Source organism: Roseovarius sp. S88 (genome assembly GCF_037023735.1).
Lineage (GTDB): Bacteria > Pseudomonadota > Alphaproteobacteria > Rhodobacterales > Rhodobacteraceae > Roseovarius > Roseovarius phycicola.
Window position 1 is genome coordinate 1,740,524 of sequence record NZ_CP146069.1, and the last position, 20,042, is coordinate 1,760,565.

A 20,042-nucleotide genomic window follows, 5' to 3' on the forward strand; every position below is an offset into this window, starting at 1 on the left:
GAGGGACTGATTCAAGCGGCAAAATCGGCTGATCTGAGCCGATTGGCACCGAATTTCCCCTTGTACCTTTTCAAGCTCGGACGCATCTGACAGCTACAGACATCGCAGTTCGCGCATGAGGCGCAAAGACTGCTTTAAAAGGGGATGAAGATTATGAAAAACCTGCTTTGGGTTCTTGTGGCACTGGTTGTGATTGCCGGAGGGTACATGCTGTTTTCCGGCAAGTCACCGCAGGAGATCGCAAGCGACGTCAGCGAGAATGTGAATGCACCGGAAGCGCTGGAAAGTGCTGCGGATGCTGCGGGTGAGGCAGTGGAGAACGCGACTGAGGCCGTGACGGAAGCGGCTGAAGGCGCGGTTGAGACCGCTACAGAAGCTGCAAGTGACGCAGCCGCAGCAACGGAGGAAGCTGTGGAAGGCGCGGCGGAAGGCGCGCAGAACCTTGTTGAAGGGGCAGCAGACACGGCTGGTGAAGTGGCGGATGCTGCTGCCGATACAGCGCAAGAAGCTGTGGAGACCGTGACGGAGGCTGCCGAAGGTGCTGCGGATGCAGCGGCAGACACCGCCAATCAGGCGGTTGAAGCCGCCGAAGGTGCGGCAGATGCTGCAGCCGACACCGCAGCAGAAGCAGCTGATGCGGCGACAGACACAGCATCCGAGGCCGCAGATGCGGCAGCAGATACTGCAAGTGAAGCAGCCGATGCTGCAGCTGACACGGCTGCGGAGGCCGCAGATGCCGCGACTGACACCGCCAGTGAAGCCGCGGAAGAGGCAACGGAGACCGCCGCGCTGGACACCAACACCGAAGAGGCCGCGTCCTCTACGGCAGACGCCGCTGGTGATGCCACACCAGACATCATGGAGCTTTTGACCGTGGACGGCTTTGACCTCGATAAGGTGACAGAGTTCATCGACGGCTCAAACCTGGGCGCGCTGGAAAAAACCGGCCTGACCACAAGCCTCAAGGCGGCGCAGGACAATCCCGAGCTGCTGAAATCGGCGCTGGATGCTGTTCGTGAGGCGCTTGGGCTGTAAGAAACGGCTGATAGCTCTTATGAAAATATTCGGGTCGGATCGTGTGCTTTGGCGTATGGTCCGGCCCGAAATTCATTTAGGTCTTCTGAAAGTCGCGGCGCTGGCACGGAGGGGCTGCGTCCCTTGAGACCGGGCCTTTGGTCAGATGGACAGATGTGCTTGTTGAGCTCAAGCCAGCCATCCGATGTTTTCAGTCGGCAATTCTGGGTTCAGAGGTCCGTTAGGCGGGCAAATCGGCCACTACCGTACATTTGCGTTATTCTCGAATTCACGGAGAAGTTCTGAGATTTCGGCCAGTTCTTCTGAGCTTAAAACTGACTGTGACACATCATTCTCAAGTTCTCTCAGGGAGTAATAGTCCCCTTGGTTCGTAATCTTGCGTGATTTTAAGGCCTTATCGGCCACTTTTCGTAGAAGACCTGCTTCGGCATAAAAATCGAACCCTACCTCTCCCGGAAAATCTTTTAGAAACTGCCTTGCATCAGCGGTCCATGCCTCATCACCAGAATTCATCATATAGCGCAAGTCACTGGCTGTGTGAGAGTACCACTGTTGAACTTCTTTGATTACCGCCGCACTGCTGCTGCCTTTTGTTTCGTCAAAGACTTGAAGGAAGAAGGAACTCGGCATTACGACCTGATTTAGGTCATCTTCGGTGACCACACCTTTGTCGCGATCTATGCATGAAATTTTCCATGAGCGGTAGCACTCCAAACCTTCCAGAAGTCGGACTAACTCGCGTCTAGCAGTATCTCTGTCGCTTCCCTTAGTCATTCACCACGGTTACTCAAATTCGCGCAAAGAGGGAAAAGCTAGCGTGTTTACTTTAGCCTCGAAGCTGACATCCCACCTAAGCCGTACAAGCGGCCGGTCGCTGGCATGGCCGGGCTGCGCTCTTGAACCCGTGCCCTGGGTGCGATGAACTCAAACCCTCTGATACCTCAGTCCAAAAACGCCTTCTCGACCACGTACTCCTTTGGGTCGGAATTCGCCCCTTCGCGCAGGCCGTATTCTTCCAGCATGTCCTTGATCTCAAGGTTAAACGCCATGTTGCCGCAGACCATGGCGCGGTCTGTTTCGGGGGCCAGGGGAGTCACGCCGAGATCCTCAAACACCTCGCCCGAGCGCATCAGATCGGTGATGCGGCCCATCTTGGGGCTCTCCTCGCGGGTGGTGGTGGGGTAATAGCGCAGCTTTTCAGCAAAGCCTTCGCCGATCAGTTCTGCCAGCATTTCATCGCTGCGGATGCTCTCAATCAGCTCCGCGCCATAAGTCAACTCACCCACCTCGCGGCAGGTATGGGTGATAATGACCTCGTCGTAATCCTCGTAGGTTTGCGGATCGCGCAAAAGCGAGGCAAAGGGGGCAAACCCAGTGCCAGTCGCAAAAAGCCAGAGCCGTTTGCCCGGCAACAGCGCGTCATGCACCAGCGTGCCCACGGGTTTGGGGCGCAGGATGATCTGATCGCCGGGCTGGATGTGTTGCAGGCGCGAGGTCAGCGGGCCGTCCTGCACCTTGATCGAGTAGAACTCCAACTCATCATCCCAGGAGGGCGAGGCGATGGAATACGCGCGCAGAAGCGGTTTCTCTTTGCCCGTCTTCTCATCGGTCTGCATGAGGCCGATCATCACGAACTCGCCCGAGCGGAAGCGCAGAGAGGCTGGCCGCGTGGTGCGGAAGGAAAAGAGCCGGTCGGTCCAGTGCTTGACCTCGGTCACAGTCTGGGCATCGGGCAGGAGGGGCACTTTGACAGCCTTGGCTTCGGTCACGTTTACGGTCTCATTCATTCGCATCAATTGCCGGGGGATTTTACCCCCGGCATCTCCTCGTATACTTTGATTTAGGTCAGGTGAAGGGCTTATTCAGCGGCAAATTCGCTCGCGGACGACCCCCGCAGACGGCTTTGATAGTCATGCGCGCGCCAATCTGCGCGGAACCTCCACTGATCCTCGGGCTGACGCTTGGCCAGATCTTCCGAGATTTCAATCTCGTCAAAGCCGGCGCGACGCGCCATCGCGTATTGATCCGCAATCACATGACCGCGGGCGCGCAAGCGCCCCTTGAACCCCATCAGACGCAGCTGACGCGCAATGGTGAACCCGCGCCCATCGGCAAAGTTGGGAAAATCCACGCGGATCATTGGTGTGTCATCGAGGCGTCCAGCCAACTCGTTAGGATCATTGGACGAGGCCAGATCAATGGCCACACCGGGATGCGCGTCATTGAGCGCGGCGAAATCGCCGTCCCAGTCGTCTTGTGCAAATCCTGTGTCGGATACGATGATGCTCATGCTCTTTCTCCTGTTCTGACGGCTTTCCCGTCCACGAAATGGATGCCGCACTCGGATTTTTCTGTTCCGCGCCAACGGCCTGCGCGGATATCCTCATTCTGTTTCACGGGGCTGGTGCAGGGCATACAGCCAATCGACGGATAGCCCTTGGCCAACATCGGATGACGCGGCAGACGGTTTTCTTCCATGTAGGTCTGCACGTCCTCACGGGTCCAATGCGCCAGCGGATTGACCTTCATCCGGCCGGTGGCCTCTTCGACCTCAAAGAAATCAAGAGTGGCGCGGTCCCCGCCATGATAGCGTTTGCGCCCGGTGATCCAGCCATCAAAGCCTGCAAGAGCGTCTTGCAAAGGCTGGGTTTTGCGCAAAGCACAGCAGGCGTCGGTATCGCGTTGATGCAACGTAGCATCCGGGTCTTCGGCCTTGAGCGCCACGTTTGAGGCGCGAATGATCCGCAAGTCGCTGAGACCTAACCGCTCGCTCACCTCCTGCTGATACACCAGCGTCTCGGCAAAGAGCATCTTGGTGTCGATAAAAATGACCGGTGTGCTGCGATCAATGATCGAGACCATATGCAAAAGCACGACAGACTCCGCGCCAAAGCTCGACACCAGCGCCAGCTTGCCCGCATCCGGGTTGCCAAGCGCATGCTCCAGAACGGCGGTGGCCGAATGCAGCCGATACCACTCGTTCAGGCTATTCACCCGAACCGGCAGATCGGTGTTGATCTTACTCTGCAGCATAGGCCTCTGCCTGTTCATAGAGTGCGGCCTTGAAAGGGGCCATGCCGACGCGGCGGTAGGTCTTGATGAAAGGCTCTTCGGCGCTTGTGCGCACCTCAAGATACGCCTCAACGATCCGCTCGATGGCCGGAATGATCTCGTCCGCAGAGAAGCCCGGGCCGGTGCGGTCGCCGATGGCGGCGGTTTCGGTGTGATCGCCACCAAGCGTGATCTGGTAGTTCTCAACGCCCGCGCGGTCGAGGCCCAGGATGCCGATATGGCCCACATGGTGGTGACCACAGGCGTTGATGCAGCCCGAGATTTTAATCTTCAGCTCGCCAATCTCATGCTCCAGCTTCAGCTCGTCAAACCGCGTGGCAATCTCTTGCGCAATCGGGATCGAGCGGGCCGTGGCCAGCGCGCAGTAATCCATGCCGGGGCAGGCGATGATATCGCTGATCAACCCTATATTCGCTGTCGCCAGCCCGTGCTTTTTCAGCTCGGCATGGATCGCAGGCAGGTCGGATTTGTGCACATGCGGCAGAATGACATTCTGCTCATGGGAAATGCGCAGCTCATCATGGCCATAGCGTTCGGCCAGATCGGCCATCACGCGCATTTGCTCTGCGGTGGCATCACCCGGCGTTTCGCCATGGGCTTTGAGGCTGATCTGCACGATGGCATAGCCCGGGGCACGGTGCTGGGCCAGATTCACATCCGCCCAGGAGCGGAAGATCGGATCGGTTTTGTAGGCCGTTTCATAAATCGCCGTGCTTTCGTCGCGGAACGCAGGGGGCGCAAAGGCGGCTTTGATCTCTTCAAAGAGCTGCACGTCAATGCCGCTAAAGGTGGGGCGGATCACCTTGAACCGCTCCTCTACCCGCGCACGGATGTCATCAATGCCATGCTCATGCACGGTGATCTTGATGCGTGACTTGTACTTGTTGTCGCGCCGACCCAGCAGGTTCCAGACGCTGACCACGGCCTCGACATAAGGCAGCAAGTCTTCCTGGCTCACAAACTCAGCGATGACCTTGCCAATCATCGGCGTGCGGCCCAAACCACCGCCGACGATGACCTTGTAGCCAATCTCGCCATCGCGCTCGACAATCTGCAAGCCGATGTCATGCGCCATGGTGACGGCCCGGTCGGCAGGCGCGCCAGTCACAGCGATTTTGAACTTGCGGGGCAGGAACTGAAATTCCGGGTGATCCGTGGACCACTGGCGCAAAAGTTCAGCCACAGGACGCGGATCGGCAATCTCGTCCGCCGCAGCACCGGCGAAATGGTCCGCGGTGACGTTGCGGATCGTGTTGCCGGATGTCTGGATGGCGTGCATCCCCACCTCGGCCAGCGCATCGAGCATATCCGGCACATCGCGCAGCTCGGGCCAGTTGTATTGAATGTTCTGACGCGTAGTGAAATGGCCATAGCCCTTGTCCCACTTCTCTGCCAGCAGCGCCAACTGACGCATCTTGGCGCTGTCAAGCGTGCCATAGGGAATGGCCACGCGCAGCATGTAGGCGTGCAGTTGCAGGTAGAGGCCGTTCATCAGGCGCAGGGGCTTGAATTCGTCCTCGGTGAGCGAGCCGTCAATGCGGCGCTCGACCTGAGCACGGAACTGGCGGTTGCGCTCGGCCACGAAAGCGGCGTCGAATTCGGAATAGTTATACATCAGTCAACTCCGCCTGTTTGCCGTGGAAGTAATTCGACGGCCCGGTGCGCCTAAACTCTTCGCGGAAATGCGTCGGCTGCGGTCCATCCTCGGACGGTGCGGCATCGGCCAGATACGCGCCCACAACTAGCTCGGGCTGGCCTTCGGCCTGGGCCAGACGCAGATTGGCCAGACCCTCGTCTTTGATAAGTTCCGCCTCGGAAAGATCGCGCGTCCAGCGGTCATCGGCGGTCTGATAGACCACATCGCCCTCAATCAGCGCGTTGGCGGTGACGACTTTGGGAGTGAATTCACGGGGCATCAGGCGAACTCCTGTTGAATATCTGTAAGGGCGGCTTCGGCGGCGCGGGGGGCAAGGCCGATGAGCGTGAGGGCCGGGCCATTGAGGTCAGAGGCGTCGAGATCATTGACCAGCCCCGACAGGGTGGTCGCCAGAATGCGCTGATCCGGGCGGCTGGCGTTTTCAATGATGCTCACCGGTGTGCTGCGATCCGCGCCGTACATCAACAGACGGCCCTGAATAAAGCGGGCGGATTTCTTGCCCATGTAGACGGCGGCCACCTCTCCGGGGCGGGCCAGCGAGGCCCAGTCGTGATCGGCATAACCCTTCATGTCGTGACCGGTGACAAAGCGCACAGACGAGTTGCGCCCCCGCTTGGTCAGGCTTTGACCCAGGCTTGCGACACTGGCCGAGGCGGCGGTAATGCCAGGCACGACGTGCCAGCTGATGTCGGCGGCCATGACGGCCTCAATTTCTTCATCCAGACGGCCAAAAACGGTGGGATCGCCGCCCTTGAGGCGCACCACCTGTGCGCCTGTGGCGGCATGCTCGATGATCAGCGCGTTGATGTCATCTTGCGACATGGAGGGGCCAAACCCCTCTTTGCCAGCGTTGATCAGGATGGCCTCGCGGCGGGCGAGTTCCAAAATGTCCTTGGTCACAAGACGGTCGTGAATGACCACATCGGCCGCGTCGAGCGCCTTGCGCGCCTTGAGCGTCAGAAGCTCCGGGTCGCCGGGACCTGCGCCGACAAAGGCGACATGCCCTTCACGCTCTTGCGCGCGCTCATGTTTGTCGAGAAGAGCGGGCAGGGTGTCCTGCACAGCGTTTTCACCGCCCTGATCCATCGCGCGGGGGCCTGCGTTGAAGTAAAAGTCCGACCAGAAGTCGCGACGCTTGCGGCCCATGGGCAGCACTTCAACCGCTTTGCGGAAGGCCTTGCCGATGCGCGCGAGCGGACCCAGGTTGGCGGGCAGGCGCGCCTCAAGGTCGGATTTTATGGCTCGGGCCAGAACCGGGGCTGCGCCCTCGGTGCCGATGGCGACGGTGACAGGGTCACGATCGACGATGGCAGGTGTGATAAATTCGCTGTCGCCCAGATTGTCGACGATATTGACCATCGCCCCATCCGCACGGGCAATGGTCGAGGTGCGCGCGTCTTCGGCGTCATCCTCGTCAGCGGCATAGAAAAGCACGGCGCAGGTCGCATCACCCGGCTCCATCGCGCGGCGCACCAGACGCAGGCGGCCTTCATTTGCCCAGTTTTCGATCTCTTTCGCGGGATCGGATGAGAACACGGTCAGGCTGGCTTCGGTTTTTAGAAGTAGACGCAACTTGGCCAAAGCCGCCTCACCGCCGCCCGACAGCACCACGCGCCGTCCTTCCAGCGCTACGAAGATAGGAAAATGTTTCAAGGCCGTCGCCTCCGGTTCCAGAATTCTTGAGTAATATATAGGAAATTATTCCAATAAAGCGCCATATACGCTTGCAAATAAGGATCAATGTTCTAATTTTTAGCTAACTTATCGGGAATGTTCTGGAAAAGAGGAAAAACCGGAATGGCTGTTCGTCTCGACGATCTGGATCGGAAAATTCTTTTGGAGCTGCAGCGCGACGGGGGGCAATCGCTGGATGATATCGCCAAGTCCGTGGGCAGTTCCAAGACCCCGGTGTGGAACCGGATTCGCAAAATGCGCGATGGGGGCGTGATCAAGCACCAGACCTATCTGCTGGATGCTGAAGCGCTCGGGTTCGAGGCGTGTTTCTTTGTCCTGATCCGCACGTCAGAGCATGATGCCGGCTGGCAGGGGCGGTTTCTGAACGCGTTGAAAAGCCGCCCCGAAGTGCTGGAGGCACACCGTTTGGCAGGGGATATCGACTACATCCTGAAGGTCGTGGTGGCCAACGCACGGGCCTACGACACGTTCTACCAGGCGCTGATATCGGAAGTGAAAGTGCACAATGTTACGGCGCTTTTGTCGATGGAAGAAATCAAGTCGACGACGGTGTTGCCGATGGAGGTGGGGTGAGGGGGTGTAACTCTCGCGCGGAATTGAGGCGCGCAGCGCCGCCGCGCGATCGCCAGACCGCCCCATCGGGCTGGCGATTGGTTGATGTCAGCACATTGTTCAAAGAGTTTGCGGCTTGGCAGACATAAAGTGCTTTGAACTTTCAGCAGGTCGCCACCCCGCGGTCTGACAATCGCGCGGCTCAATGGTAAATGTTATGTATGGCTTAACGCAGTTGGTAGGCCGGGTTTCAACCCGGCACGTGTTGCGATCGCGGGGTGAAACCCCGCCCTACGCCGACCCCTCCAGCGCCGTGATAATCGGCGAGAAATCCTCGGCCTTCAAACTCGCGCCGCCCACAAGTGCGCCATCCACATTGTCCGTCGCAAAAATCTCGGCCGCGTTGCCGGGTTTCACGGACCCGCCGTAAAGCAACGGTATCCCACCGCCCTCAGCCTCCCCGAAACGCTGGATCAGCCGCGTGCGAATGAAGTCATGCACTTCGTCAATCTGTGCGGTGGTGGGCACTTTGCCGGTGCCAATGGCCCAGATGGGTTCATAGGCGACAACGGTGTTGGTGGCACAGCAGCTGTCGGGCAGGGAGGCGGCCAGCTGACCGCCGATGATGTCGAGCGTGTTGTTGGCCTCGCGTTGGGCCAGCGACTCGCCCAGGCAGATGATCGTCACAAGACCCACCGCCTGTGCCGCCTTGGCCTTGGCGCGGACATCTTCGCTGCTTTCCTCGTGATCCTCGCGGCGCTCTGAATGGCCCAGGATCACGGATGTGGCCCCGGCATCCACCAGCATTTCCGCCGAGATATCGCCGGTATGGGTGCCAGATGGCTCGGCGTGACAATCCTGTCCGCCAATTTCTACGGGTGTATCCGCCATTGCCGCACTTGCGGTCTGAATGAGCGTGGCAGGCGGGCAGATCAGGATACCGACCGAAGGATTGGGATGCGCCCGGGCCAGCGCCTCCAGCTCTGCAAGCGCCGCGCGGGTGCCATTCATCTTCCAGTTTCCAGCGGCGAGTTTGCGGGCTTGGGTCATCTGAGGTCCTTCAATGTCTCGCGTGCCAGATCGCAGGCCAGCTCCGCGTCGTCAAGCGCGGCGTCGGGCAGGGACCAGTAGGGCATGGATGTGGGCGGCTTGCCTTCGCGGCTGTAGGTCCAGCGGGTGCCGCCCATCTCTTCCAGCTTGGCAATCATATCCGCGCCCTGCGCCTTGAGATAGGGCGTACCGTCGCTGTGCAGAATGGCAAAGATCGTGCCGTCGGCATAAAGGCACAGCCCGCCCATCATCTTGCGTGTGGTGATGTCTCCAATGGGGCCAAAAAGCTCAACTGAACCGGCGATATCGGCGTCTGAGACGCTCATTTCTTCTCGAACAACGCCTCATCGAACTTGATCGACTCGCCGCAGCCGCAGGCCTCGGAGACATTGGGGTTGTTGAAGACAAAACCGGATTCCAGCAACGAGGTCTGATAATCGATCTCGGTGCCAAAAAGGAACATCTGCGCCATCGGCGCAATCATCACCCGCGCGCCGTCCTGTTCGACCACCTCGTCATGGGGATCGACCTCATTGACGTAATCCATGGTGTATTCCATGCCCGCGCAGCCGCCTTTCTTGACGCCGATGCGCAGGCCCTGATGGCCGTCTTTCTCCATCAGCGCCGCAATCTTTTGTGCCGCGTTGGGGGTCATGCTGACCGCTTGTTTTCCTGGAATGCCGAACATAAAGCTCGCCTTTCAATCCAATAACCACTTCACAGAAAGCCCAGCTCCAGCCGCGCCTCATCGCTCATCATATCCATGCCCCAGGGGGGCTCCCATGTGAGCTCCACGTCGACCTGTTTGACCCCTGGCAGGGGTTCAACCGCTTCGGCCACCCAGCCGGGCATTTCGCCGGCCACGGGGCAACCCGGCGCAGTCAGCGTCATGATCACCTTCACTGCATTTTCCGGATCAACATCAATGGTATAGATCAGACCCAGGTCATAGATATTAACAGGAATTTCCGGGTCAAACACCGAGCGGCACGCCTCGACGATCTGGTCATAAAGCGGGTGATCTGTGGTTGAGGGCGCAATGAGCGGCGCACCTTCCATGGGATCAGGATTTTGGGTCATGTCCGGTCCTGTGACGTTTTCCTGAGCAAAGATATAAGGTTTATACTGAGGCACGTCCAGAGGCGTGTCCCAATCAGGGTTGTGCTATTTCGCCGCTTTCCTCCGCCGGATGGGCGTCGGGCGCACACGGGCCTCAATATCCTCATAGAGCATTCCAACGATATTTTTGCCGGTGGATGTCTCGATCCCTTCCATGCCCGGCGAGGAATTGACCTCTAGTACTTTAGGCCCGGCCTCAGCGCGCAAAAGGTCCACACCGGCCAATCCGAGACCAAATGACTTGGCCGCGCGCAGGGCGGTTTCGCGTTCGGTTTTGGTGATGCGCACCGCCTTGGCCGAGCCGCCGCGATGCAGGTTGGAGCGGAAATCGCCCTCAGCCCCGGTGCGTTTCATGGACGCCACGACCTTGCCGCCAATGACAAGGCACCGGATATCTTCACCTGCAGCTTCCTTGACGAAATCCTGCACAAGGAAGTTGGCCTTTAGCCCGCGAAAGGCATCAATCACCGACTCGGCGGCCTTTTTGGTTTCTGCTAGAACGACGCCCTTGCCTTGGGTGGATTCCAAAAGCTTTACGATCAACGGTGCAGTGCCTACCAGTCCGATAAGATTGCCGGTGTCCTGGGGCGAGGCGGCAAACGCGGTGTTGGGCATCCCAACTTTGGCGCGGGCCATGATCTGATGTGCGTAAAGCTTGTCCCGGCTGGCCGTGATTCCTGCAGACGGGTTCACGCAATAGGTGCCGATGGTTTCAAACTGGCGGATGACAGCAGCGCCATAAGCGGTGATCGAGGCGCCGATACGCGGGATCACAGCGTCATAGCGCGGCAGGCGCTTGCCATCGTAATGCACCTCGGGGGCCAGTGTGTTTATCGTCATATAACAACGGGTTGTGTTGATTACCTCAACTGCATGGCCGCGTTTTTCACCTTCTTCCACAAGCCGTCTGGTCGAGTAATTGTCCTCACGGCTCAGCACGGCTATGCGCAGGGCGCGATTGGGCTGCACCTCTCGCATGCGCTTGGTGTGATAGACGTCATAATTGAGTTCAGGCTGTAGGAACCGGTCGGTAGCGGCAATCGAGATGTGGTCCTTCATCGCCTGCCGTCCCAAAAGCATTCGGCTTGTCATGGAGGAGCGGTTGGTCAGCGTTATTTCGATAGGCCAGCTTTGACCGGCCACTTCCATCGTGCTTTCAATCACAAAGCGCAGCTCTTTTTCACCATTCGAACTTGAGACTTCGCGGCGGTCCACGATGGGGGCCGAGCAGGGGATCACCAGATCATCGCGCCCCGGAATGGGGTGCACGGTAAAACGCACCTTGGGTTTGGCGGCTGAGCCAAAGGTTTCGATGTCAAAGGCATGAAGCGCCGACGTTCGCGCGCCGGTGTCGACCTTGGCGCGCAGAGCAGGGACGCCCAGATCGGGCAGGCTGATCCATTCTTCCCATCCAAATTGAAGTGTTTCGGGAGCGGAACTGTCAGCCATGGGATACCTGTTTTTAAATCAAGGGCTCGGCGCGGAGATGTTTTCCGGCCGAGCCCTGATCCCAACATGTATCCTGCGCCAACTCAAGGGCACTTTATTTGTTGATGTCCTCATGCACGATGCGGGTCTGATCGTCCGGCGACCGAAACACCCGGCGTAGGACCAGCCAGGACACCAGCGAAACAGCACCAAAGATGGCCATCAGCGTTGAAACGCCAAGCCCCGGCGCGACGACGACAACGCCAGCCATAACGGCGGCACCGACCGCGATACCAAGGAAAATGTAGCTTGGGATCAAAAGCTCCAGAATGGCCAGCACAAGTGCTGCACAAAGCCAGACCCACCATAGTGAAATCCAGGCCATTATGATTTCCCCTTCAACATGTTGAAGGCATTGCCGAAGGCTTCAAGTGCCTGTGCAGGCACCAGAACGGTAGATGTCGAAGGCCCTTGGCCAAGCGCATTCAGCGATTCTACCTGTTTCAAAGCCACCTGATACTGCGCAGCCTCCAACCCGTTATCGGCAATCGCCTTCGCTACGACACCGGTTGCATAGGCTTCGGCATCGGCCTCTATCCGACGTGCCTCGGCGGCTTTTTGCGCGGCATAAAGCTCGGCATCCGCGGCGAGTTCCACGGCACGACGTTTTCCCTCGGCCTCAGTCACCTGGGCGCGGCGGGCGCGTTCGGCGTTGAGTTGTTGCAGCATAGCATCGCGGGTGGCCTGATCGAGGTTCACATCGAGGATTTCGGCGCGTGTCACCTCGATTCCCCAGTCGTCCACGGCGCTTTCGACCAGAACTTTGATGGTTGAGATCAGCTGATTTCGGTTTGCCTGAACATCATCAAGGTCCATTTTACCGATCTCGGCCCGCACGATCCCGGCCACGGTGGTGGCAATCGCGGCATCCACATCGCGGATCCGGTAGACCGTCTTTTCCGGCTGGGTGATGCGGTAAAAGACGGATGTCTCAACCTGCACAAGAACGTTGTCCTTGGTGATGGCATCCTGGCTGGCATTGGGAAGCTGACGTTCCAGAATGGATATCTTGTGCCGCACAACATCCAGAAAAGGCACGATAAAGTTGATGCCAGGTCCAAGCACGGAACGCAGGCGGCCAAAACGTTCGACCACATGTTGTTCGGATTGGGGAACAATCTTGATGCCCTTGAAAATGACAAGGAAAAGAAGAAAGGCGAGCAGGATGTAAATCAGGTTCGAAGAAAGCAGGCTGATGATTTGGTCTTCTGTCATGTAGGTCCCTCTTTTATGTATACGACAGTATACAATATATGTGCTCACAGCGAATTTACAATGTAAGGTAAACCGCTTTAGAGAGAGGCGAAAGTGAAAGAAACGGGTGTCGATTGGGTTTTTCTTTTGATTTGCAGGCCACGGATGGCTCGGCACGTACTGGTGTAATCAACACGCCACGTGGAGACATCCGCACGCCCGCTTTCATGCCTGTGGGCACGGCGGCGACGGTGAAGGCAATGATGCCCGAAAGTGTGCGCGAAACCGGTGCCGATATCCTTTTGGGCAACACCTATCATCTGATGCTGCGCCCGGGCGCAGAGCGGATGGCGGCCCTGGGCGGGTTGCATAAATTCATGAACTGGCCACGGCCTATCCTGACCGACAGCGGCGGGTTTCAGGTGATGAGCCTGGCGGGGTTAAGAAAACTTACCGAAAAAGGTGTGACCTTTAAGAGCCATATTGACGGGTCCAAACATGAGCTGACCCCGGAACGGTCCATGGAAATTCAGGCACTGTTGGGTTCGGACATTGTCATGTGTTTCGATGAATGCCCGGCGCTGCCTGCCACGGACGAAGAAGTGGCGCGCGCCATGCGGCTATCAATGCGGTGGGCAGAACGCTCGAAGGTAGCATTCGGCGACCGGCCCGGACATGCACTTTTCGGCATTATGCAGGGCGGCGTGACGCAAGAGCTGCGCGAAGAAAGCGCCAAGGCGCTGGTTGAGATCGGGTTTGATGGTTATGCCGTCGGCGGCCTTGCCGTGGGTGAGGGGCAAGAGGCCATGTTCGGCGTGCTGGATTATGCCTGCGACAGCCTGCCAAAAGACCAGCCCAGATACCTGATGGGGGTAGGCAAACCGGACGATATCGTGGGTGCTGTGAAGCGCGGCATTGACATGATGGATTGCGTTTTGCCCTCGCGTTCGGGGCGCACCGGGCAGGTTTTCACCCGGTATGGGCAGCTCAATATCAAGAACGCGCGTCACATGGATGACACACGTCCGCTGGATGAGGCGTGTTCCTGTCCCGCCTGCCGCAACTATTCCCGCGCCTATCTGCATCACCTTTTCCGCAGTCAGGAAATTTTGAGTTCGATGCTGCTGACCTGGCATAATTTGCAGTATTATCAGGATATTATGAATGAAATGCGAGGTGCGATTGCAAATGGCAACTTTGCCCAGTGGGAAGAAAATTTCCATGCCGGGTGTGCCCAAGGCGACATCGATCCGCTCTGAATTCTGTATTATCCCGATTTTGGCATCAGTCCGTTTCTGCCGCATCGGCGGATTCTTGCTAGGTGATATCGCCTGACTCGGGGTAAGATACCCGTGTTTTAGTGATGTCTGTGAGTGATAGTATTATGCCTTTTGCTATGTTTGCTGTGAGCTGGATGTCAGCAGCCGTTTTGGCGGTCGCTGTTCTGGCGTAAAATTAAGGTTCGTTATGATCCGTTTACCCTTTGAGAAGGTTTTGCATGCACCTTCGGTTTCACGGGCGGTTCACGCCCGGTTGATGGGAACCGATAAAATGTCTTTTGCTGTCTTTTCCTTTTCCTGGGCCTTTATGGCGATGGTCGCAATTTCTCTGCTGACCTGACCTCGCCGGATTTTGGAGCCGCACGCGCGTTTATGTGACCTAAAGTCAGGATATCCTGACTAGGCGTGTGTGCGGTCCTTTCCTAGTTTGATGTGTAACCAGTGAGGACCTGACCATGCCATTTGCCGTATTCGCCGCCAGTTGGATGTCCGTTGCCGTTTTGGCAGCGTCCGTTTTGGCCTGAACCCTTAAACAAACCTGAAATTTGATTGAATTCGCGCTTGTGCCAGCGCTGTGCGCACGGCATTGTCAGCGCCACAGGTAAAACGACCCCATATAAGCCCACCAAGGTTGAAACAGGGCGGGCATCGCCCCAGATTAACCTCATCGAAACGGAAAAGGCCGGGCGTTGCCGCCAAGTCGGGACCAGAGCCTTTTTGCGAGTATAGGATATCGAGCATGAAAGATCCCCTTAACGCCTCTTACCCAGTGCTGCCGCTGCGCGATATTGTGGTGTTCCCACATATGATCGTGCCGCTTTTCGTGGGCCGTGAAAAATCGGTGCGCGCGCTGGAAGAGGTGATGCAGGATGACAAACAAATCCTGCTCAGCAGTCAGATTGATCCCTCTGAGGACGATCCGACATCTGATGGTATTTACAACACCGGTGTGCTGGCCAATGTGCTGCAGCTGCTCAAACTGCCCGACAGCACGGTTAAAGTGCTGGTCGAAGGCGTGAGCCGTGTGAAAATCACAGATTACATTGAAAACCCCAACTTTTTTGAGGCCCGCGCTGAGTATCTGACCGAAATGCCGGGCGATGCCGCAACGATTGAGGCGCTGCTGCGCACAGTGACGGATGAATTCGCGCGCTACGCCAAGATCAAGAAAAACATTCCCGAAGAGGCGCTGGCCGCCGTGACAGAAGCCGATGATGCGGCCAAGCTGGCCGATCTTGTGTCGGGGCATCTGGGCATTGAAGTGGACCAAAAGCAAGAGCTTTTGGAGACGCTTTCCGTGAGCGAGCGGCTTGAGAAGGTGTACGGCCTGATGCAGGGCGAGATGTCGGTGCTTCAGGTCGAGAAAAAGATCAAGACCCGCGTCAAATCCCAGATGGAGCGCACGCAGCGCGAATATTATCTGAATGAGCAAATGAAGGCCATTCAAAAGGAATTGGGCGACGGCGAAGAGGGCGAGGGCGAAATCGCCGAGCTAGAAGAGAAAATCGCCAACACTAAGCTCTCGAAAGAGGCGCGTGAGAAGGTTGATGGCGAGCTGAAGAAGCTCAAGAACATGAGCCCGATGTCGGCCGAGGCCACCGTGGTGCGCAATTACCTCGACTGGATGCTGTCGATCCCGTGGGGCGTGAAAAGCCGGGTTAAAAAGGACCTGAGCCGCGCGCAGGATGTGCTCGACAACGATCACTATGGCCTTGAAAAGGTGAAGGAACGCATCGTCGAGTATCTGGCGGTTCAACAACGCTCGAAGAAGCTCAAAGGCCCGATCCTGTGCCTTGTGGGACCTCCGGGTGTGGGTAAAACCTCGCTTGGGCAATCCGTGGCCAAGGCGACGGGGCGCGAATTTATTCGCATCAGCCTGGGTGGCGTGCGCGATGAAAGCGAGATTCGCGGTCATCGCCGGACTTACATTGGGTCCATGCCAGGTAAGATCATTCAGGCGCTGAAAAAGGCGAAAACCACCAACCCGCTTATTCTTCTCGATGAGATCGACAAGATGGGTCAGGATTTCCGGGGTGACCCAGCGTCGGCCATGCTTGAGGTGCTGGATCCGGAACAAAACTCGACCTTTATCGATCACTACATGGAGGTCGAATATGACCTCTCGAATGTGATGTTCCTGACCACGGCGAACTCTTACAACATGCCGGGGCCATTGCTGGACCGGATGGAGATCATTCCGCTGGCCGGTTACACCGAGGACGAAAAGCGCGAGATCGCCAAGCAGCATTTGCTGCCCAAGCAGATCAAGAACCATGGCTTGAAAACCAAGGAGTTCAGCTTTGGCGACGATGCGCTGACCGATATCATCCGCTATTACACGCGTGAGGCGGGGGTTCGGAACCTTGAACGTGAGATTGGCAAGGTGGCGCGAAAGGCGTTGACCAAGATCATTCGCAAGGAAGCGGAAAGCGTTGATGTCACATCAGAAAACATCGACGATTTCCTTGGCGTGAAAAAGTTCAAGTTCGGCCTGGCCGAGGAAAAAGACCAGGTCGGTGTCGTGACTGGTCTGGCCTATACCTCGGTGGGCGGTGAGCTTTTGAACATCGAGGCGCTGCGCCTGCCGGGCAAAGGCCGGATGAAAACCACCGGCAAGCTGGGCGATGTGATGAAGGAATCCATCGACGCGGCGAATTCCTATGTGCGTTCGATTGCACCAAAGATCGGGGTCAAACCGCCCAAGTTTGAGAAATGGGATATCCACGTGCATGTGCCCGAAGGCGCGACGCCGAAAGACGGGCCAAGTGCTGGTCTTGCCATGGTGACGTCGATTGTCTCGGTTCTGACCGGCATTCCGGTGCGCAAGGATATTGCCATGACAGGTGAGGTCACCCTGCGCGGCACGGCCCTTCCGATTGGCGGCCTTAAGGAAAAACTCCTTGCGGCATTGCGCGGGGGGATCACCACTGTGCTTATCCCGCGCGACAACGAGAAGGATCTGGTGGAGATTCCCGACAACGTGAAAGAGGGGCTGGAAATCATCCCGGTCGATCACGTGAGCGAAGTGCTGCGGCTGGCGCTGGTGGACACGCCAAAGGCCGTGGAATGGGACGAAGAGGCCGAGGAAGCCGCGGCTGCTGCTCTGCAATCGACGCAAGGGTCAGGCGCAACGGCACATTGACGCTATACAGCAAACACATAAAGCGGCGCCTTAATCCAAGGCGCCGTTTTTCGTTTGAATTGAGCTTCTTGCGCTGCGACGTTTAAGTTTAGAACGCGCCCGCAGCCGCCAGGATGATCAACAGAACCGACAGACCTGCCAACGTGCCTTCCAACTGCTCAGAGCTGGCCGTCGCATCTTCGGCGATCACCGAAGGCTCTACAACTGGGTCAGACAAAGACCCGGCGAAAGATGGCTCTGCCGCAAGCACAACAATCAAACCGGCAGCAACAAATAAGTGTTTCACGTAAATTCCCCCAGAATTTATTCTGCAACAGTTTACATTTCCTGAAACAGCAAGGTCAACTGAGAGGTGGTTTTTGACGCAGATTTCCGTATGCTGTTTCCAAAATACAAACAATCGGGTGGTGATTATGGCAACACAAAGCGCAACCAAGACAAAGCCCAAGGCTGTTTCTGCGGCTGCGGGCAGCAAGGCGAAGTCCCTCAAGACATCGACAAAACCGGCCCCAGCCAAACCCAAGATACCTGCGCAGGTGCCACCGACATCCAAAGCGCCTGCGACGCCAAACCCGGCTCCTGCCGCGACCAGTGTGAAGGCCGAAATGAAGCGCAAAGAGCTTGTGGAAGAGGTCAGTCGACACGCCGAACTTCCCAAACACAAAGTCAAACCGGTTGTGGAAGCCATGCTCGAAGTGATGGGCGAGGCTGTGGCCGAAGGTCGAACCATGAACCTGCAACCTTTGGGGCGAATGGTGCACAAACGCCGCAAAGAAAACCCGAACGCGAATATCAGCATCGTGCGCATTCGCCAGTCCAAAGAGCAAAGCTGAACTCAGGCTCTGTGCTGGGACTTGCACGAGGCAAACTGTGCAGCTAGATAGCGCTCTGGCGGGCGATTAGCTCAGTGGTAGAGCGCTTCGTTCACATCGAAGATGTCAGCAGTTCGAATCTGTTATCGCCCACCACTTTCTTACCGCGCGGATGACACGCCATGTCTCAAAAGCAGTCGGATCAGCCTCGCGCGCCAAAGCTGCCAGAGCTTTGGGTGCTGCGCCATGGAGAAACCGAGTGGAACCGGGCCGGGCGCTTGCAAGGGCAACTGGACAGCCCGTTGACTCAGACAGGGATGGCGCAGGCCCGGGCGCAGGGACGTATCCTGATGCGCTTTGGTTTGCCGTCGGGCACGAGCCTGGTGACCAGCCCTGCAGGACGGGCGCGCCGCACGACCGAGATCGTGAACGAGCCCCTGGGGCTTGAGTTGCAAATCGATGCGGCATTGGTCGAGATCAATATGGGCATCTGGCAGGGAGAGACTGTGACCTCGCTGTCGAACGCACATCCCGGATTGCCCATTGAAAATGATCCGAATCTTTGGAAATTTGAGGCACCTGAGGGCGAAAGGCTTCAAGACATGACCGCACGGGTGCGAAAGGCGCTCAACCGGTTGCAGGGTCCCACAGTGATCGTCACGCATGGGGTCACGTCGCGGCTGTTGAGATGTGTCGCGCTTGGTTTGAATCCTGAGGCATTGTCATCATTGCCCGGCGGGCAGGGGATTGTTCATCACGTTAAAGACGGCAAAGCCACTGTTCTGACGACGTAGGCAATACCGCGCAAATTACATCGAAAACATGCGGAAAATGGGCAGCCCAACAGCGACAAGTGCAAGCACAACACAGACCGGCCAAGACCAGGTCGGCCAGGTGTCGGGCAGCCGGGTTTTTAACACCATCATCGAGCCACCAAGCACAAGAGCGGTAGAAAACCCAAGCAATTTCATGATGTTGTAAACGCCGTCCGACGTGTCAACAGCGCCTGCGTCACCGATTTTCAGGAAAAACGCTGCCCAAAGCACGCCAATGCCAAGGCCGGACAGAATGAAGAGGCGCACCGCGCCAGCTTTGGGTAGGAGAGCAAGACCAAAATAAAGGGCCAAAGGAAGGGCAATACCGACAAACCACGACATTTAGAGTACAATCTCCTCACAAACCCCGCACCGCTCCAAATATGAGTGCTACTTGAAACCAGTGAGAAAAAAAGGCGAAGGGGTGAAATTCTTGACGTGACGTAACGTCTCAAGACAGACAGGGCACACAATCAAGGATTATTCTTGTTTCTTACGCGCTTCTGCCCTTGCGCCCCAGTGCAGACATTTGTTAGAGGGCGCGCAAGGCGGGCGGTTAGCTCAGTTGGTAGAGCGCTTCGTTTACACCGAAGATGTCGGGGGTTCGAGTCCCTCACCGCCCACCATCCACTCTTACAAATTGTGACGGTTTGAGAGCTTGCTGGCTTGTGCGCGTTTTCACGTTGACAGTGCTTGACGGGGCCGGGCGCGCAGCCTAAGAAGCACCTCACGTCTGGGCTTTCGGGGTCAGGCTTGCAGCGGGCGGTTGTAGCTCAGTTGGTTAGAGTACCGGCCTGTCACGCCGGGGGTCGCGGGTTCGAGCCCCGTCAACCGCGCCACTGCTGCAAAACATGATCTGCGCGGTTGTAGCTCAGCTGGTTAGAGTACCGGCCTGTCACGCCGGGGGTCGCGGGTTCGAGCCCCGTCAACCGCGCCAGTCCTGTGTAACTCCAATCCTTTGACGAGCCGACATGCGGCCATCCGTTAAAGCAACACGGCACAGCGGACACTGATCACACTCAATTTCCTAGTGGAAACCTGTCATATCCTTGAAACCATTCCGCGCCACCTCAACCGCAACATATGCTGCAATATCTGGGTATTGCCAGAGTCAAAACACGAGATATAGTG

Annotated in this window: 22 protein-coding genes and 4 tRNA genes; 10 read left to right on the forward strand and 16 right to left on the reverse strand. The window is 57.4% G+C overall.

Features of this window, described 5'->3' with window-relative positions; genetic code table 11:
• Positions 1-153 precede the first annotated feature (153 nt).
• Positions 154-1,035 (forward strand): translation initiation factor 3, encoded by an 882-nt coding sequence (locus tag RZ517_RS08835; RefSeq protein ID WP_338551077.1) that lies wholly within the window; start codon positions 154-156, stop codon positions 1,033-1,035.
• A gap of 240 nt (positions 1,036-1,275) precedes the next feature.
• Here RZ517_RS08835 and RZ517_RS08840 read toward each other — a convergent pair whose 3' ends face one another.
• The 7 genes from RZ517_RS08840 to cysG form a co-directional block, all read right to left on the reverse strand.
• The gene (locus RZ517_RS08840) at positions 1,276-1,809 is read right to left on the reverse strand and encodes a hypothetical protein (protein ID WP_338551078.1); all 534 of its coding nucleotides are present in this window, start codon (positions 1,807-1,809) and stop codon (positions 1,276-1,278) included.
• Between the two features lie 167 nt (positions 1,810-1,976).
• The gene (locus RZ517_RS08845; RefSeq protein ID WP_338551079.1) at positions 1,977-2,822 is read right to left on the reverse strand and encodes a ferredoxin--NADP reductase; all 846 of its coding nucleotides are present in this window, start codon (positions 2,820-2,822) and stop codon (positions 1,977-1,979) included.
• Positions 2,823-2,893: 71 nt separating this feature from the next.
• Positions 2,894-3,325 carry a DUF934 domain-containing protein gene (locus RZ517_RS08850; protein WP_338551080.1) on the reverse strand — a complete coding sequence of 144 codons (432 nt, stop codon included), beginning with the start codon at positions 3,323-3,325 and terminating at the stop codon, positions 2,894-2,896.
• Positions 3,322-4,068 (reverse strand): phosphoadenylyl-sulfate reductase, encoded by a 747-nt coding sequence (locus RZ517_RS08855; protein ID WP_338551081.1) that lies wholly within the window; start codon positions 4,066-4,068, stop codon positions 3,322-3,324. Before RZ517_RS08855 ends, RZ517_RS08850 begins: the two co-directional genes overlap by 4 nt.
• Positions 4,055-5,722 carry a nitrite/sulfite reductase gene (locus RZ517_RS08860; protein WP_338551082.1) on the reverse strand — a complete coding sequence of 556 codons (1,668 nt, stop codon included), beginning with the start codon at positions 5,720-5,722 and terminating at the stop codon, positions 4,055-4,057. Before RZ517_RS08860 ends, RZ517_RS08855 begins: the two co-directional genes overlap by 14 nt.
• Positions 5,715-6,023, reverse strand: a complete 309-nt coding sequence (locus tag RZ517_RS08865; protein ID WP_317054966.1) for a DUF2849 domain-containing protein — start codon at positions 6,021-6,023, stop codon at positions 5,715-5,717. The genes RZ517_RS08860 and RZ517_RS08865 overlap by 8 nt, the downstream gene beginning before the upstream one ends.
• On the reverse strand, positions 6,023-7,417 hold the full coding sequence (gene cysG / locus RZ517_RS08870; protein ID WP_317054965.1) for a siroheme synthase CysG: 1,395 nt from the start codon (positions 7,415-7,417) through the stop codon (positions 6,023-6,025). The genes RZ517_RS08865 and cysG overlap by 1 nt, the downstream gene beginning before the upstream one ends.
• Before the next feature lie 144 nt (positions 7,418-7,561).
• On the opposite strand from cysG, the gene RZ517_RS08875 reads away from it, so the two are divergent.
• Positions 7,562-8,032 (forward strand): Lrp/AsnC family transcriptional regulator, encoded by a 471-nt coding sequence (locus tag RZ517_RS08875; protein WP_338551083.1) that lies wholly within the window; start codon positions 7,562-7,564, stop codon positions 8,030-8,032.
• Between the two features lie 270 nt (positions 8,033-8,302).
• Here the strand turns inward: RZ517_RS08875 and tpiA are convergent, their stop codons facing one another.
• The 7 genes from tpiA to RZ517_RS08910 all read right to left on the reverse strand — a co-directional run bounded on the left by tpiA (position 8,303) and on the right by RZ517_RS08910 (position 12,883).
• Entirely contained in the window at positions 8,303-9,061 is a 759-nt protein-coding gene (gene tpiA, locus RZ517_RS08880) for a triose-phosphate isomerase (RefSeq protein ID WP_317054964.1), read from the reverse strand.
• The gene (locus tag RZ517_RS08885) at positions 9,058-9,387 is read right to left on the reverse strand and encodes a TfoX/Sxy family protein (RefSeq protein ID WP_338551084.1); all 330 of its coding nucleotides are present in this window, start codon (positions 9,385-9,387) and stop codon (positions 9,058-9,060) included. The genes tpiA and RZ517_RS08885 overlap by 4 nt, the downstream gene beginning before the upstream one ends.
• On the reverse strand, positions 9,384-9,749 hold the full coding sequence (locus RZ517_RS08890) for a HesB/IscA family protein (RefSeq protein ID WP_338551085.1): 366 nt from the start codon (positions 9,747-9,749) through the stop codon (positions 9,384-9,386). Before RZ517_RS08890 ends, RZ517_RS08885 begins: the two co-directional genes overlap by 4 nt.
• Positions 9,750-9,778: 29 nt before the next feature.
• Entirely contained in the window at positions 9,779-10,141 is a 363-nt protein-coding gene (locus tag RZ517_RS08895; RefSeq protein ID WP_317054961.1) for an SUF system Fe-S cluster assembly protein, read from the reverse strand.
• Positions 10,142-10,225: 84 nt separating this feature from the next.
• A complete protein-coding gene (gene rimK, locus RZ517_RS08900) occupies positions 10,226-11,629 on the reverse strand; it encodes a 30S ribosomal protein S6--L-glutamate ligase (RefSeq protein ID WP_338551086.1) in 1,404 nt (467 codons plus the stop codon).
• A 94-nt stretch (positions 11,630-11,723) separates the two neighbouring features.
• Positions 11,724-11,993: an NfeD family protein gene (locus tag RZ517_RS08905; protein ID WP_338551087.1), complete on the reverse strand. Its 270-nt coding sequence runs from the start codon at positions 11,991-11,993 to the stop codon at positions 11,724-11,726.
• Positions 11,993-12,883: an SPFH domain-containing protein gene (locus RZ517_RS08910; RefSeq protein WP_338551088.1), complete on the reverse strand. Its 891-nt coding sequence runs from the start codon at positions 12,881-12,883 to the stop codon at positions 11,993-11,995. The genes RZ517_RS08905 and RZ517_RS08910 overlap by 1 nt, the downstream gene beginning before the upstream one ends.
• A 113-nt stretch (positions 12,884-12,996) precedes the next feature.
• Here RZ517_RS08910 and tgt point away from each other — a divergent pair, with 113 nt between their 5' ends.
• Both tgt and lon read left to right on the forward strand, forming a co-directional pair.
• Positions 12,997-14,121, forward strand: a complete 1,125-nt coding sequence (gene tgt / locus RZ517_RS08915) for a tRNA guanosine(34) transglycosylase Tgt (protein WP_338551089.1) — start codon at positions 12,997-12,999, stop codon at positions 14,119-14,121.
• A 760-nt stretch (positions 14,122-14,881) separates the two neighbouring features.
• A complete protein-coding gene (gene lon / locus RZ517_RS08920; protein ID WP_338551090.1) occupies positions 14,882-17,284 on the forward strand; it encodes an endopeptidase La in 2,403 nt (800 codons plus the stop codon).
• Between the two features lie 88 nt (positions 17,285-17,372).
• Here lon and RZ517_RS08925 read toward each other — a convergent pair whose 3' ends face one another.
• Entirely contained in the window at positions 17,373-17,570 is a 198-nt protein-coding gene (locus tag RZ517_RS08925) for a hypothetical protein (protein WP_338551091.1), read from the reverse strand.
• A gap of 127 nt (positions 17,571-17,697) precedes the next feature.
• Between RZ517_RS08925 and RZ517_RS08930 the strand changes: the two genes are divergently transcribed.
• The 3 genes from RZ517_RS08930 (at position 17,698) to RZ517_RS08940 (ending at position 18,890) form a co-directional block, all read left to right on the forward strand.
• Positions 17,698-18,117, forward strand: a complete 420-nt coding sequence (locus RZ517_RS08930) for an HU family DNA-binding protein (protein WP_338551092.1) — start codon at positions 17,698-17,700, stop codon at positions 18,115-18,117.
• Between the two features lie 60 nt (positions 18,118-18,177).
• Positions 18,178-18,252: transfer RNA gene (locus RZ517_RS08935), tRNA-Val, on the forward strand.
• Positions 18,253-18,278: 26 nt separating this feature from the next.
• Complete coding sequence (locus RZ517_RS08940; protein WP_338551093.1) at positions 18,279-18,890, forward strand: histidine phosphatase family protein; 612 nt, start codon at positions 18,279-18,281, stop codon at positions 18,888-18,890.
• A 15-nt stretch (positions 18,891-18,905) separates the two neighbouring features.
• Here the strand turns inward: RZ517_RS08940 and RZ517_RS08945 are convergent, their stop codons facing one another.
• Positions 18,906-19,253, reverse strand: a complete 348-nt coding sequence (locus RZ517_RS08945) for a hypothetical protein (RefSeq protein WP_338551094.1) — start codon at positions 19,251-19,253, stop codon at positions 18,906-18,908.
• A 208-nt stretch (positions 19,254-19,461) separates the two neighbouring features.
• Here RZ517_RS08945 and RZ517_RS08950 point away from each other — a divergent pair.
• The 3 genes from RZ517_RS08950 (at position 19,462) to RZ517_RS08960 (ending at position 19,848) form a co-directional block, all read left to right on the forward strand.
• A tRNA-Val gene (locus tag RZ517_RS08950) sits at positions 19,462-19,537 on the forward strand.
• Positions 19,538-19,673: 136 nt separating this feature from the next.
• Positions 19,674-19,750, forward strand: a tRNA-Asp gene (locus tag RZ517_RS08955).
• Between the two features lie 21 nt (positions 19,751-19,771).
• A tRNA-Asp gene (locus tag RZ517_RS08960) sits at positions 19,772-19,848 on the forward strand.
• Positions 19,849-20,042 lie beyond the last annotated feature (194 nt).

Coding starts and splice junctions, on each gene's coding strand:
- RZ517_RS08890 (WP_338551085.1), bottom strand. CDS start 9,749: ATGTTCGGCATTCCAGGAAAACAAGCGGTCAGCATGACCCCCAACGCG.
- RZ517_RS08945 (WP_338551094.1), bottom strand. CDS start 19,253: ATGTCGTGGTTTGTCGGTATTGCCCTTCCTTTGGCCCTTTATTTTGGT.
- RZ517_RS08860 (WP_338551082.1), bottom strand. CDS start 5,722: ATGTATAACTATTCCGAATTCGACGCCGCTTTCGTGGCCGAGCGCAAC.
- RZ517_RS08885 (WP_338551084.1), bottom strand. CDS start 9,387: ATGAGCGTCTCAGACGCCGATATCGCCGGTTCAGTTGAGCTTTTTGGC.
- RZ517_RS08875 (WP_338551083.1), top strand. CDS start 7,562: ATGGCTGTTCGTCTCGACGATCTGGATCGGAAAATTCTTTTGGAGCTG.
- tpiA (WP_317054964.1), bottom strand. CDS start 9,061: ATGACCCAAGCCCGCAAACTCGCCGCTGGAAACTGGAAGATGAATGGC.
- RZ517_RS08930 (WP_338551092.1), top strand. CDS start 17,698: ATGGCAACACAAAGCGCAACCAAGACAAAGCCCAAGGCTGTTTCTGCG.
- RZ517_RS08835 (WP_338551077.1), top strand. CDS start 154: ATGAAAAACCTGCTTTGGGTTCTTGTGGCACTGGTTGTGATTGCCGGA.
- RZ517_RS08910 (WP_338551088.1), bottom strand. CDS start 12,883: ATGACAGAAGACCAAATCATCAGCCTGCTTTCTTCGAACCTGATTTAC.
- RZ517_RS08840 (WP_338551078.1), bottom strand. CDS start 1,809: ATGACTAAGGGAAGCGACAGAGATACTGCTAGACGCGAGTTAGTCCGA.
- RZ517_RS08855 (WP_338551081.1), bottom strand. CDS start 4,068: ATGCTGCAGAGTAAGATCAACACCGATCTGCCGGTTCGGGTGAATAGC.
- lon (WP_338551090.1), top strand. CDS start 14,882: ATGAAAGATCCCCTTAACGCCTCTTACCCAGTGCTGCCGCTGCGCGAT.
- RZ517_RS08895 (WP_317054961.1), bottom strand. CDS start 10,141: ATGACCCAAAATCCTGATCCCATGGAAGGTGCGCCGCTCATTGCGCCC.
- RZ517_RS08940 (WP_338551093.1), top strand. CDS start 18,279: ATGTCTCAAAAGCAGTCGGATCAGCCTCGCGCGCCAAAGCTGCCAGAG.
- RZ517_RS08850 (WP_338551080.1), bottom strand. CDS start 3,325: ATGAGCATCATCGTATCCGACACAGGATTTGCACAAGACGACTGGGAC.
- RZ517_RS08905 (WP_338551087.1), bottom strand. CDS start 11,993: ATGGCCTGGATTTCACTATGGTGGGTCTGGCTTTGTGCAGCACTTGTG.
- RZ517_RS08845 (WP_338551079.1), bottom strand. CDS start 2,822: ATGAATGAGACCGTAAACGTGACCGAAGCCAAGGCTGTCAAAGTGCCC.
- RZ517_RS08865 (WP_317054966.1), bottom strand. CDS start 6,023: ATGCCCCGTGAATTCACTCCCAAAGTCGTCACCGCCAACGCGCTGATT.
- rimK (WP_338551086.1), bottom strand. CDS start 11,629: ATGGCTGACAGTTCCGCTCCCGAAACACTTCAATTTGGATGGGAAGAA.